The organism is Limnohabitans sp. (assembly GCF_017848645.1).
In the GTDB taxonomy this organism is placed as follows: Bacteria; Pseudomonadota; Gammaproteobacteria; order Burkholderiales; family Burkholderiaceae_C; genus Limnohabitans_A.
In genome coordinates, this window is the sequence record NZ_JAFEIF010000015.1 from 1 (window position 1) to 12,734 (window position 12,734).

Genomic DNA, 12,734 nt, shown 5'->3' on the forward strand with positions numbered 1-12,734 from the left:
GCTGCAGGGGTCAACGCCCCTGGAACTGGCGCGGCGGGCAGTACCCAAGAGGCGGGGTCTGCGAGCCATGGCGATGACAAGCGCCCAGCGCCTTTGCCCACCCTCGACCAAGCCCGCGCCCTCACGCCCAAGTCTGACTTTCAGCCTTTCATGCAGCCGGGTGTGGCCCAGGAGGTGCGCAACGCGGCGGTCAAACAGCTCTTCACCGACCCGCATTTCAATGTGATGGACGGCCTGGACATCTACATCGGCGACTACAACACGCCAGACCCCATGCCTGCGGGCATGTTGCAAAAAATGGTGGGTGCGCAACTGCTGGGTTTGCTGGGCAAACCCGATGAAGCGGCCTCGCCCACAGTGGCCGGGGTTGATGCTGTTTTGCCTGCCGGGAGTCCTGCTTCAGGCCTCGGTGAAAACCCTGAGCAAAGTCCTGTCGCGCAGGAAGGCTCGCCAGTTGTGGCACAGTCGCCGCCTTCCCTGCCCGATTCGGCAGGACCGGCCAGCCCCGTGCTGCCGCCCCTTGTCAACGCGCACCCCGAACATGACCACCCTGATTTGCAACTGCAACCAAACCATGCCCCTGCAAGCCCAAGCCTTGGGCCAAGCACTGGGTGAAGACCTGACGCTGCACACCACCTTGTGCCGCCGTGAGGCCGGGCAATTCCAGAAGGCCGTGAAAACAGGCGAGACCGTGGTGGTGGCCTGCACCCAGGAAAAGCGCCTGTTCAGTGAACTGGCCGAGCAAACCGAAGGCGCGATTTCACCGATCCGCTTCGTCAACATCCGCGAAACCGGTGGCTGGGGCCGTGAGGCCGCACACGCCACCCCCAAAATGGCCGCCTTGCTGGCCGCTGCCCGCCTGCCCGAGCCCGAGCCGGTACCCACCGTCACCTACAAAAGCGAAGGCCGTGTGCTCGTCATCGGCGCTGTGGACGCCGCCGAGCGAGCCGCCAGCTTCCTGGCCGACGCGATGCAGGTCACGATTTTTGCGCAAGGCCCGGGCAACGCCGGGGGCGGCCAGGAGCGGCGCTTTCCGGTGGTGGCCGGACGCTTGCAAAGCCTCAAGGGCTGGTTGGGCGCGTTCGAGGTGTCGTGGGATGCCAGCAACCCGGTTGACCTGGACCTGTGCACCCGCTGCAACGCCTGCGTGGCCGCTTGCCCCGAGCAGGCCATTGGCCTCGATTACCAGGTGGACCTGTCGCGCTGCACCTCGCACCGCGACTGCGTCAAGGTGTGCGAAGCCGCTGGCGCCATCGACTTCAGCCGCGACGCCCGCCCGCAAACCGAACGTTTCGATGTGGTGCTGGACCTGCGTGGCGACAAAGCATCGCCCACCTTCACCTCACACGCTTTGCCGCAGGGTTACTTCCGCTGGGACGGGCAAGACCTGCAAACCCTGCTCAAGGTGCGCGAACTGGTGGGCGAATTTGAAAAACCCCGCTTTTTTGCCTACAAACAAAAGCTCTGCGCCCACAGCCGCAACGAGCAAGTCGGCTGCAGCGCCTGCATCGACATTTGCTCAGCCGAGGCCGTGCGCTCGGACAAAAGCCGCCAGCAAATCGTGGTCAACCCCAACCTGTGTGTGGGTTGTGGTGCCTGCACCACGGCTTGCCCCACGGGCGCCCTGACCTACGCTTACCCGCGCCCGGCAGAGCAGGGCGCCAAGATCCGCGCACTGCTGTCGGCCTACCAAGCCGCTGGCGGGCGCGATGCTGCTTTGCTGCTGCACAGCCAGGAAAAAGGCCAGGCCCTGATCGACGAGCTGGGTCGGGGTGCGCAGCTGGGCGTCATGCAGGGCGTGCCCGCCCGCGTGATGCCTGTGGCACTCTGGCACACCGCCAGTGTGGGCATGGAGTTGTGGCTCTCGGCCGTGGCCTATGGCGCACGCCAGGTCATGGTGCTGATCACCGCCGAAGAAGCGCCGCCATACCGCGCCGCGCTGATGGAACAAATGGCCGTGGCCCAAAGTCTGCTCAATGGCTTGGGCTACAACGGGGTGCATTTCCAGCTGGTCGAAGCCAATACCGCCACAGCATTGGACGGTGATTTGCAGCGCCTGTGCGCCCGCAGCCTCAAGGCCAATGCCCTGCCCACAGGCCCGGCCACCGCCGCCCGCCACGCGGTGCAGGCCGAAAAACGCAGCAACCTGGAGCTGGTCATCGACCACCTGATGGCACAGTCGCCTGTGATGGCCATGGATGCAGCCACCCGACCCAAGGCCCTCGATTTGCCTGCGGCCGGTTCGCCCATTGGCAGCATCACAGTCGACGGCAGCAAATGCACCTTGTGCATGAGCTGCGTGGGCGCTTGCCCCTCGTCAGCGCTGCAAGACAACCCGCTGCAGCCCGAGCTGAAGTTTGTTGAGAAAAACTGTGTGCAGTGCGGCTTGTGTGCCAAGACCTGCCCCGAAAACGCGATCACGCTGCAGCCGCGCCTGTCTCTGTTGGCCGAGCGCGCTCAGCCACGTGTGGTTCACAGCAGCCCGCCTTATGCCTGCATCCGCTGCGCCAAACCCTTTGGCACGCTCAAAGCCATCGAGACCATGCTGGGGCGCCTGACGGGCCACAGCATGTTCCAGGGCCCAGCTCTGGAGCGCCTGAAAATGTGCGGTGACTGCCGCGTCATCGACATGTTCACCGACGAGAACCAAGTGCGCATCACCGATGGCCAGCTGCCCCCTAAAACCCGATAAATTCCTGCCATGAGCCAAGACCTGAACCTGTCGAACAGCAGCCACGCGCTGGACGAAGAAACCGCCCGCGCTGAAATTTATGGCTTGCTGTCGCTGCTGTTTTACGCCGCGCCCAGCGAGGAATTGCTCGGCCAATTGCAAGTGGCCGTGACCGAAGCACCCGACGCCGGGGCTTTTTTGGAGGAGCCCTGGCGCGAGCTGGTGGCCTGCGCCCGCAGCTTGAACGCTAGGCAAATTGCCGACGAGTACACCCGGCTGTTTGGGGGGGTGGGCAAGCCTGAGGTCTACCTGTTCGGCTCGCACTACCTGAGCGGCTTTTTGAACGAAAAACCCTTGGTGCGGCTGCGCGACGACCTGGCCGCTTTGGGCCTGGCCCGCAGCCAGGACATGTCCGAGACCGAAGACCACGCGGCCTATGTGTTCGAGGTAATGCGCTACCTGATCGCGGGCGACGATGTCACGGTGTCTAACCTCACCCAGCAAATGGCGTTTTTCAGCCAACATCTGCAGCCCTGGGTGTCGCCCATGTGTCAAGCCATTCTGGCCCATCCCCAGGCCGTTTTTTATGCGCGCCTGGCCAACTTCACGGCCGCTTTCATGGGCGTGGAGGCGCAGGGCTTTGATTTGGTGAATTGAATTTTTTTGCACCCTGACCTGAAAAAAATGACGGACGTGATCAGGGTTTTCACTTAGGACCAAAGTCAGGGTGGAGCCCATAATTAAAAACCAAGCGGTAATTTTTCACGCTTGAAGGTTCAACAACGATTGGAGATCTACCTTGTCTGACAACAAAACCCCACGCCGCCGTAACCTCCTCAAAGGCGCAGCTTTGGCCGCAGGTGCCATTTCTGCACCCATGATCGCCAAGGCCCAAACCGGCCCGATCTCCATGCGCTGGCAGAGCACCTGGCCTGCCAAGGACATTTTCCATGAGTACGCCCTCGATTACGCCAAAAAAGTCAACGACATGACCGGTGGCGATCTGAAGATCGAAGTGCTGCCCGCAGGTGCCGTGGTGCCTGCATTCGGTTTGCTCGAAGCCGTGTCCAAAGGCACTTTGGACGGCGGTCACGGCGTGTTGGGTTACCACTACGGCAAGCAAAATGCTTTGGCCCTGTGGAGCTCCGGCCCAGCCTTTGGCATGGATGCCAACATGATCCTGGCTTGGCACAAGTACGGCGGTGGCGCTGAGTTGTTGGCCAAGTTGTATGCCTCCATTGGCGGTAACGTTCAGTCCTTCCTCTACGGCCCCATGTCAACTCAGCCTTTCGGCTGGTTCAAAAAGCCAATCACCAAGACAGCTGACCTGAAAGGCTTGAAGTTCCGTACCAACGGCTTGGCGATTGACTTGTTCACAGCCATGGGCGCAGCTGTGAATGCCTTGCCAGGTGGCGAGATCGTGCCTGCGATGGACCGCGGTCTGCTCGACGGTGCCGAATTCAACAACGCCACCTCTGACCGTCTGTTGGGCTTCCCCGACGTCTCCAAAGTCTGCATGCTGCAAAGCTATCACCAGAGCGCCGAAACGTTTGAGATCATGTTCAACAAGACCAAGTACGACGCGCTGCCAGCCAAGCTGAAGTCTGTGATTGCCATTGCTACAGAAGCTGCTTCGGCCGACATGTCCTGGAAAGCCATCGACCGCTATTCCAAGGATTACGTTGAGCTGCAGACCAAAGACAAGGTCAAGTTCTTCAAGACCCCAGATGCCATCTTGCAAGAGCAGTTGAAAGTCTGGACCGAAATCCTCGAGAAGAAGTCCGCTGAGAACCCGATCTTCAAAGAAGTTGTGGCTTCGCAAAAGGCCTTTGCTGTTCGCGCTGTGAAGTGGGACCAGGACACCAACATCAGCCGTCGCATGGCTGTGAACCATTTCTTCGGCGCCAAAAAAGCTTAATTTTTTGGTTTGATCTACATCAGCCATCCGGCCTGCCGGATGGCTGATTCATTTGTGTGCTTCCTTTATGCAAAACCTGCTGCTTCTCATTGACAAAATCAGCACTTGGATTGGCCAATTCTTTTCCTGGTTGATCGTGGCGTTGACCTTGATGATTTCATGGGAGGTCTTCTCCCGTTATGTGCTGGACAGCCCTCACTCTTGGGCTTTCGATGTCATGAGCATGATGTATGGCACTTTGTTCATGATGGCCGGCGCTTACACCCTGTCCAAGAATGGCCATGTTCGTGGCGATGTGCTTTACGGGTTTTTTCCACCACGCCTGCAAGCTTGGTTGGACTTGGCACTCTATATTTTGTTTTTCATTCCGGGTGTGGTGGCATTGGCCTATGCGGGCTATGGCTTTGCGGCCGAATCCTGGGCCATCAACGAACACTCCAACATCACAGCGGATGGTCCGCCTGTGTACCCCTTCAAAACCATCTTGCCTCTGGCTGGCGCTTTCTTGCTGGCTCAGGGCTTGGTTGAAATCGTGCGCTGTATTGTGTGCATCAAACAAGGCGAATGGCCTAAACGTGGCGATGACGTGGACGAAGTCGACGTCGAAAAACTCAAGGAAATGGTCAACGTGAAAGACGAAGACATTGCCAAGTTGGGCGAGCTGGCGACTGCCAAGGGAAATCAAAAATGAAAAAAGAAGTCTGGTTTGGCCTGACGATCATGGCCTTGGTCGTGTTGTCGGCCTTTGTGTTGTTGCCCGCGCCTTCCGAAATGACCAATGGTCATTTGGGTTTGTTGATGTTGGCGCTGGTGGTGGTGGCGATCATGTTGGGTTTCCCAACCGCCTTCACCTTGATGGGCATGGGCATGATCTTCGCGTGGATCGCCTACAAAAGCCAAAACCCCGATTTGGCGGTTCAGCAAACTCTGGACCTGATGGTTCAGCGAGCGTATTCGGTCATGTCCAACGACGTGCTGATTTCAATTCCCTTGTTTGTGTTCATGGGTTATCTCATTGAACGCGCCAACCTGATTGAAAAGCTCTTCAAGAGCATGCACTTGGCCATGGCCCGTTTGCCCGGCTCATTGGCCGTGGCCACCATCGTGACCTGCGCAATTTTCGCCACTGCCACCGGCATTGTGGGTGCTGTGGTCACGCTCATGGGCTTGCTGGCTTTGCCCGCGATGCTGCGGGCTGGTTACAGCGTTCAGCTGTCGGCTGGTGCCATCACTGCAGGCGGCTGTTTGGGTATTTTGATCCCCCCCTCGGTGATGTTGATTGTTTATGGCGCAACCGCTGGCGTCTCGGTGGTCAAGCTGTATGCCGGTGCGTTTTTCCCTGGTTTGATGCTGGCCACTTTGTATGTGCTTTACGTGGTCATCATTGCGAAATGGAAACCGCACATGGCGCCGCCCATGTCGGCCGAAGACCGCATCGTGCCTTTGCCTGCTTTTGCGCAGGTGGTGTCCAAAGACATCAGCAACAACGTGTTGCCTGGCTTGATCGGTGCCATCAAGGGCAAGCGCAATGCGGCCGTGCCCATGCGCGAGTTGCTCAACAACTTGGTCATTGCTTTGCTGCCGCTTTTGGCTGTGGCAGCGATCATGGGCACCATTTACTTCAAAGTCACTGCACCACTGCCCGTCGAGACGGTTGAGGGTGTCGTGGCCATGGGGGGTGAGCTGTCCGATTCCGCAGACAGTGTCGAAGAAGGCGAAAGCATCAGCGGCTTGTCTGAGCCTGAAGAAGACGGCTTGAAGCAGCCTCCCGGAACAGAAGCTGCTCCGGTGGCTGCTGCTCCTGCTGCAGACCTTGCAAAAGAAGCGACACCGTCTCCAGCAGCTGCGGCAGTGACTGCCGACGCCGATACAGCAGCTGCTGAGCGTCAAGATGCGCCCTTGTCTTTCTGGATTGGCTTGGCCAGTTGTGCCGTGGCCTTGACGCTGTTTTACGCCTACTTCAGCTTCGCCCGCCTTGAGATCTTCAAGATGCTGCTGGGCTCGTTCTTCCCTCTGGCCATCATGATTTTGGCAGTGCTGGGCACCATCGTGTTCGGTTTGGCCACGCCGACCGAAGCGGCAGCCATGGGTTCATTAGGTGGTTTGTTGCTGGCGGCCGCTTACCGCAGACTCAACTATGTGGTGCTGCGCGAGTCGGTGTACCTGACGGCGAAAACCAGCGCCATGGTGTGTTGGTTGTTTGTGGGCTCCAGCATTTTCTCGGCGGCCTTTGCCCTGCTGGGTGGCCAAGAGATCATCAACGCTTGGGTGCTGGGCATGGACTTGACGCCCGTGCAGTTCATGATCCTGGCGCAAGTGGTCATCTTCTTGCTGGGATGGCCTCTGGAGTGGACCGAGATCATTGTGATTTTCATGCCCATCTTCATCCCCTTGTTGCCGCACTTTGGCATCGATCCGCTGTTCTTTGGCCTGTTGGTGGCTTTGAATCTGCAGACCGCTTTCCTGAGCCCTCCGGTGGCGATGGCGGCGTTCTATCTGAAGGGCGTGAGCCCACCACACGTCACGCTCAACCAGATCTTTGCGGGCATGCTGCCCTTCATGGCGATCCAGGTCTTTGCGATCGTGCTGCTCTACATGTTCCCGGCCATCGGCATGTGGTTGCCTGAGGTGCTCTACAAGTAAAAACCCTTGTGCGTCAGCACACCTCAAAACAGATTTTGTGTGTGCTGGCGCGCTTTGTGTGTCTTTGATTTTTTGGACTGTCACCGGTTTGAGGCCCATGCATTCGAAGTAAGGGTTTTTACATGGCCAGAGTGCTGGCGAGTCGCATAAGATCGCCTGTGCAAAACATTGCCTCAGAGTGATGTTCTGGTGACCGATCACCGTGTTCATTTTTCAGGAGTCTTTGATGTCTTCCAAAAGTTCCTCTTTGTCGCGTCGCAGCCTGTTCTCGGGTGCGGCCACCGTGGGTGCTGTGGCTGCAGCCACAGCCGTCTTGCCCGGTGTCGTCAAGCAAGCCGCGCCAGTGGCCACGGCCTTGCCCAAGCCCACGCGTGGTGGTGGCTACACGCTGAGCGAGCACGTTCAGCAGTACTACAAGACCACCCGCGTCTGACCCGTTTTTCTCTTTCTTCCCTGTTCATTTCCAACTGGAGTCCTCCATGTTGCTGACCAAAAAGCAAGCCGGCACGTCCGGTGCCGCCGCATCTCCTTTCATCCACAGCCTTCGCCGTGGCTTGTCCCAAGCCTTGCCGACCCTGGACCGCCGCAGTTTCCTTCGCCGCTCGGGCTTGGGCGTGGGCGTGGGCTTGGCCGCTTCGCAATTGAGCCTGGTGCAAAAAGCCCAAGCCGCCACCGCCAAATCCATCACGGGGGCGGGCAAGGTCGAAGTCAAACGCACCATCTGCACCCACTGCTCGGTGGGCTGTGCGGTAGACGCTGTGGTTGAGAATGGCGTCTGGGTCAGGCAAGAAGCCGTATTCGACTCGCCCATCAACTTGGGTGCCCATTGCGCCAAAGGAGCTGCGCTGCGTGAGCACGGTCACGGCGAGTACCGTCTGCGCTATCCCATGAAGCTGGTCAACGGCAAGTACGAGCGCATCAGTTGGGACGTGGCGCTCAATGAAATCAGCGCCAAGATGCTGGAGCTGCGAAAGGCCAGTGGCCCGGACAGCGTTTATTTCATTGGCTCTTCCAAGCACAACAACGAACAGGCCTATTTGCTGCGCAAGTTCGTGAGCTTCTGGGGCACCAACAACTGCGACCACCAGGCCCGTATTTGCCACTCCACCACGGTGGCCGGTGTGGCCAACACCTGGGGTTATGGCGCGATGACCAACTCGTACAACGACATGCAAAACAGCAAGGTCGCTTTGTACATCGGCTCCAACGCCGCCGAAGCGCACCCTGTGTCGATGCTGCACATGCTGCATGCCAAGGAAAACGGCTGCAAGATGATCGTGGTCGACCCACGCTTCACCCGCACCGCCGCCAAAGCCGACGAGTACGTGCGCATCCGTTCGGGCACTGACATTCCCTTCCTGTTCGGTCTGGTCTATCACATCTTCAAAAACGGCTGGGAAGACAAAAAGTACATCAACGACCGCGTGTACGGCATGGAAGCCGTCAAGGCCGACGTGATGGCCAAGTGGACACCCGACAAGGTGGAAGAGGCCTGTGGTGTCAAAGAAGAGCAGATGTTCAAGATCGCCAAGATGCTGCACGACAACAACCCGGGCACCATCGTCTGGTGCATGGGCCAGACCCAGCACACGATTGGCAACGCCATGGTGCGTGCGTCCTGCATCTTGCAGCTGGCGCTGGGCAACGTGGGCAAGACCGGTGGCGGCACCAACATTTTCCGTGGCCACGACAACGTGCAAGGCGCGACCGACGTCGGCCCGAACCCCGACTCCTTACCCGGCTACTACGGCCTGGCCGAAGGCTCCTGGAAGCACTTCGCCAACACCTGGGGCGTGGATTTCGAGTGGATCAAAAAGCAGTTCGCCAGCCCCGCCATGATGGGCAAGAACGGCATCACCGTGTCCCGCTGGATCGACGGCGTGCTCGAGAACAACGAGCTGATCGACCAGGACAGCAACCTGCGCGGTGTGTTCTATTGGGGCCATGCCCCCAACTCCCAAACCCGTGGTCTGGACATGAAGCGCGCCATGGACAAGCTCGACTTGTTGGTGGTGGTCGACCCCTACCCATCGGCCACTGCGGCCATGGCCGCCATGCCCGGCAAGGCCGAAGACCTCAACCCCAACCGTGCTGTCTACCTCCTGCCAGCTGCTACGCAGTTTGAGACCAGCGGTTCTTGCACCGCGTCCAACCGCTCCATCCAGTGGCGCGAGAAGGTGATCGAGCCGCTGTGGGAGAGCCGCTCGGACCACATGATCATGCACCAGTTGGCCGAAAAATTGGGCTTTGCCAAAGAGCTGTCCAAGAACTACAAGATGCAAAAAGTGGGTGGCATGGACGAGCCCATGCCCGAGGACATCCTGCGCGAAATCAACAAGTGCGTCTGGACCATTGGCTACACCGGTCAAAGTCCGGAGCGCCTGAAGGCCCACATGAAGAACATGAACGTGTTCGATGTGAAGACCCTCAAAGCCAAAGGCGGCAAAGACAAGGAAACCGGTTACGACTTCACCGGGGACTACTTCGGTCTGCCATGGCCTTGCTACGGCACGCCTGAGATGAAGCACCCCGGCTCGCCCAACCTGTATGACACCTCCAAGCACGTCATGGATGGCGGCGGTAACTTTCGCGCCAACTTCGGCGTGGAGCGTGAAGGCAAGAGCCTGCTGGCCGAAGATGGCTCGCACTCGCTGGGTGCGGACATCACCACCGGTTACCCCGAACTCGACCACATCCTGCTCAAGAAATTGGGCTGGTGGGATGAGCTGACTGAGGCTGAAAAAGCCAAAGCCGAAGGCAAGAACTGGAAAACCGATTCTTCGGGCGGCATGATCCGTGTGTTCATGAAGAACCACGGCTGCCATCCGTTCGGCAATGCCAAGGCGCGCGCCGTGGTCTGGAACTTCCCCGACCCGATTCCGCAGCACCGCGAGCCGCTGTACGGCACGCGGCCGGACATGATGGCCAAGTACCCCACGCACGACGACCGCAAGGCCTTCTGGCGTCTGCCCACCCTGTTCAAGACCGTGCAGGACAAGAACATCGCCGACAAGGCGCACGAAAAGTACCCGCTCATCCTCACCTCTGGCCGTCTGGTCGAGTACGAGGGCGGTGGCGAGGAAACCCGTTCCAACCCCTGGTTGGCCGAGTTGCAGCAAGAGGCGTACGTGGAGATCAACCCCAAGACAGCCGCTGACCGGGGCATCCGCAACGGCGACCGCGTCTGGCTGCTGGGTGCCACAGGTGCCCGTCTGGATGTGCAGGCCATGGTCACCGAGCGCGTGGACACGGGTACCGTATGGATGCCTTTTCACTTCTCCGGTCGTTGGCAAGGTGCCGACATGCTGGCGCACTACCCCAAGGGCGCCGCGCCCATTGTGCGCGGCGAGGCGGTCAACACCGCCGCCACCTATGGTTATGACAGCGTCACCATGATGCAAGAGACCAAGACCACCATCTGCAACATCGAAAAAGCCTAAGCGCCCCAGGAGAACACGATGGCACGAATGAAATTTATTTGCGATGCAGAGCGCTGCATCGAATGCAACGGCTGCGTGACCGCTTGCAAAAACGAACACGAAGTCCCGTGGGGTGTGAACCGCCGCCGCGTGGTCACCTTGAACGACGGCGTTCCCGGTGAAAAGTCGATTTCGGTCGCTTGCATGCACTGCTCGGATGCGCCTTGCATGGCGGTCTGCCCGGTCAACTGCTTCTACAAAACCGAAGAAGGCGTGGTCCTGCACGACAAGGACATCTGCATTGGCTGCGGCTACTGCTCTTATGCCTGCCCGTTTGGTGCGCCTCAGTTCCCTTCCAGCGGCACTTTCGGTCTACGCGGCAAGATGGACAAATGCACCTTCTGCGCCGGTGGCCCGGAAGAGCACGGCAGCCAGGCCGAATTCGAAAAATACGGCCGCAACCGTTTGGCCGAGGGCAAGTTGCCCGCTTGCGCCGAAATGTGCTCGACCAAGGCGCTGCTCGCTGGTGACGGCGATGTGGTCGCCGACATCCTGCGTGGCCGCGTGGTCCAGCGCGGCAAAGGCGCCGAAGTCTGGGGCTGGGGCACAGCGTATGGCAATCAGGCCAAAGGAGCATGAGCATGAAAACTGCAGCCATACTCTGCGCCGCCTTGTTCCTGGCCGCCTGCGGTGAAAAACCGCAAGACAGTCTGGGCAGCCGCGCTGACAAACCCGCTGTGGCCGGCACCGGTGTGGCGGTCTACACCGACCCGGGCTGGAAAGCCGGTGACAAGGCCAGCTGGGCCAATCACCTCAAGGCCCGTGCCAGTTACGGTCAAGACGACCACGCTCGCGCTCCCAAGTGAGCGACAAGGAGAAGTTCATGCGTCGCTTCTTATTGAGTATGGGGCTGGCCTTGGCCACGATGGGCGCAGCCGCCCAAACCACTGCGCCTGCAGCAGCCGCAGCTGCGCCAGCCGCAGCGGCCGCAACAGCCCCGGCTGACAACAGCCTGGGCGTCAAAAGCGCCAACATCTTCCAGATCGCGCCCGGAGCGGATGCCGATCCGAAGTACAAGGAGCAAACCAACGCCGAGCGAGGCCAGGTTCAGCCCGGTAACAACGCGCCCATGTGGCGCTCGGTGGGCCAGGGTGTGACGGGCTACTCCAGTCTGCCCAAAAGCCAGGCGCCCGAGGCCGGTAACCTGATCCAGCCCTTTGTGCAGTACCCTGGTTCACGCTTGGCTTCGGCCGGTGAGTCCTGGCGTCAGGTGCGCAACAACATCATCATTCCTTACGGCGCAGCCTTGCTGCTGATCGCCGTGGGCGCGATGGCCTTGTTTTATTTTTCCAAGGGCACGATCGAATTGCACGGCCAGGAAACCGGTCGCAAGATCGAGCGCTTCACACCCTTTGAGCGCTCGGCCCATTGGGCCAACGCCATTGCTTTTGTGACGCTGGCCATCTCGGGCATTGTGATCGCCTACGGCAAGTACTTCTTGCTGCCCATCATGGGCGGCACGCTGTTTGGCTGGCTGAGCTTTGCGCTGAAAAACGTGCACAACTTTGCCGGCCCCTTGTTTGCGGTGTCTTTGGTGGTGGTCTTCATCACCTTCGTCAAAGACAACCTGCCCAGCAAGGACGATGTGGTCTGGCTGCTCAAAGGCGGCGGTTTGTTTTCGGGCACCGAAGTGCCTTCGCACCGCTTCAATGCGGGTGAAAAGGTGGTGTTCTGGGGCGGCGTGCTGCTCTTGGGCGCGATCGTGGTCGGCTCGGGCCTGGTGCTCGACATGCTGATCCCTGGCCTGATCTACGAACGCGGCACCATGCAAATTGCCTCCATGATCCACGGCGTAGCCGCCTTGTTCATGATGGCCATGTTCATCGGCCACATCTACATGGGCACCATTGGCATGCGCGGCGCCTACAAAGCCATGCGCGAAGGCTATGTGGACGAAACCTGGGCCAAGGAACACCACGAGCTGTGGTACGACGATGTTAAGTCGGGCAAGATTCCCGCGCACCGCTCCACCCACACGAACACCCCTGCCACCTCGAATGCCTCTACCGCTTCGGCTTGAGCC

The 12,734-nt window shown here is 59.6% G+C and carries 11 protein-coding genes; all 11 read left to right on the forward strand.

Features of this window, described 5'->3' with window-relative positions:
• Positions 1-615, forward strand: a 615-nt coding sequence (locus QZ190_RS04115) for a DUF3306 domain-containing protein (protein ID WP_291913802.1), incomplete at its 5' end; no start/stop codon positions are given.
• Positions 575-2,692 carry a 4Fe-4S dicluster domain-containing protein gene (locus QZ190_RS04120; RefSeq protein ID WP_291913890.1) on the forward strand — a complete coding sequence of 706 codons (2,118 nt, stop codon included), beginning with the start codon at positions 575-577 and terminating at the stop codon, positions 2,690-2,692. The genes QZ190_RS04115 and QZ190_RS04120, both read left to right, overlap by 41 nt.
• Positions 2,693-2,701: 9 nt before the next feature.
• Entirely contained in the window at positions 2,702-3,328 is a 627-nt protein-coding gene (locus tag QZ190_RS04125; protein WP_291913804.1) for a molecular chaperone TorD family protein, read from the forward strand.
• A 142-nt stretch (positions 3,329-3,470) separates the two neighbouring features.
• Positions 3,471-4,589, forward strand: a complete 1,119-nt coding sequence (locus QZ190_RS04130; RefSeq protein WP_291913806.1) for a C4-dicarboxylate ABC transporter — start codon at positions 3,471-3,473, stop codon at positions 4,587-4,589.
• 67 nt (positions 4,590-4,656) lie between these two features.
• Positions 4,657-5,280 (forward strand): TRAP transporter small permease subunit, encoded by a 624-nt coding sequence (locus QZ190_RS04135; RefSeq protein ID WP_291913808.1) that lies wholly within the window; start codon positions 4,657-4,659, stop codon positions 5,278-5,280.
• Complete coding sequence (locus QZ190_RS04140; protein ID WP_291913810.1) at positions 5,277-7,232, forward strand: TRAP transporter large permease subunit; 1,956 nt, start codon at positions 5,277-5,279, stop codon at positions 7,230-7,232. The genes QZ190_RS04135 and QZ190_RS04140 overlap by 4 nt, the downstream gene beginning before the upstream one ends.
• Positions 7,233-7,458: 226 nt before the next feature.
• The gene (locus tag QZ190_RS04145) at positions 7,459-7,665 is read left to right on the forward strand and encodes a formate dehydrogenase (RefSeq protein ID WP_291913812.1); all 207 of its coding nucleotides are present in this window, start codon (positions 7,459-7,461) and stop codon (positions 7,663-7,665) included.
• Positions 7,666-7,711: 46 nt separating this feature from the next.
• Complete coding sequence (locus QZ190_RS04150; RefSeq protein WP_291913815.1) at positions 7,712-10,672, forward strand: formate dehydrogenase subunit alpha; 2,961 nt, start codon at positions 7,712-7,714, stop codon at positions 10,670-10,672.
• An 18-nt stretch (positions 10,673-10,690) separates the two neighbouring features.
• On the forward strand, positions 10,691-11,290 hold the full coding sequence (fdh3B, locus tag QZ190_RS04155; protein ID WP_291913817.1) for a formate dehydrogenase FDH3 subunit beta: 600 nt from the start codon (positions 10,691-10,693) through the stop codon (positions 11,288-11,290).
• Between the two features lie 2 nt (positions 11,291-11,292).
• Positions 11,293-11,517, forward strand: coding sequence for a hypothetical protein (locus QZ190_RS04160; RefSeq protein WP_346308741.1), 225 nt, complete (start codon positions 11,293-11,295; stop codon positions 11,515-11,517).
• A 17-nt stretch (positions 11,518-11,534) separates the two neighbouring features.
• Positions 11,535-12,731: a formate dehydrogenase subunit gamma gene (locus tag QZ190_RS04165; protein ID WP_291913821.1), complete on the forward strand. Its 1,197-nt coding sequence runs from the start codon at positions 11,535-11,537 to the stop codon at positions 12,729-12,731.
• The last annotated feature ends 3 nt before the right edge of the window (positions 12,732-12,734 follow it).

Bases quoted from the DNA above. Each gene is read 5' to 3' on its own strand.
- QZ190_RS04120 (WP_291913890.1), top strand. From the start codon at position 575: ATGCCCCTGCAAGCCCAAGCCTTGGGCCAAGCACTGGGTGAAGACCTG.
- QZ190_RS04125 (WP_291913804.1), top strand. From the start codon at position 2,702: ATGAGCCAAGACCTGAACCTGTCGAACAGCAGCCACGCGCTGGACGAA.
- QZ190_RS04135 (WP_291913808.1), top strand. From the start codon at position 4,657: ATGCAAAACCTGCTGCTTCTCATTGACAAAATCAGCACTTGGATTGGC.
- QZ190_RS04140 (WP_291913810.1), top strand. From the start codon at position 5,277: ATGAAAAAAGAAGTCTGGTTTGGCCTGACGATCATGGCCTTGGTCGTG.
- QZ190_RS04145 (WP_291913812.1), top strand. From the start codon at position 7,459: ATGTCTTCCAAAAGTTCCTCTTTGTCGCGTCGCAGCCTGTTCTCGGGT.
- QZ190_RS04150 (WP_291913815.1), top strand. From the start codon at position 7,712: ATGTTGCTGACCAAAAAGCAAGCCGGCACGTCCGGTGCCGCCGCATCT.
- fdh3B (WP_291913817.1), top strand. From the start codon at position 10,691: ATGGCACGAATGAAATTTATTTGCGATGCAGAGCGCTGCATCGAATGC.
- QZ190_RS04160 (WP_346308741.1), top strand. From the start codon at position 11,293: ATGAAAACTGCAGCCATACTCTGCGCCGCCTTGTTCCTGGCCGCCTGC.
- QZ190_RS04165 (WP_291913821.1), top strand. From the start codon at position 11,535: ATGCGTCGCTTCTTATTGAGTATGGGGCTGGCCTTGGCCACGATGGGC.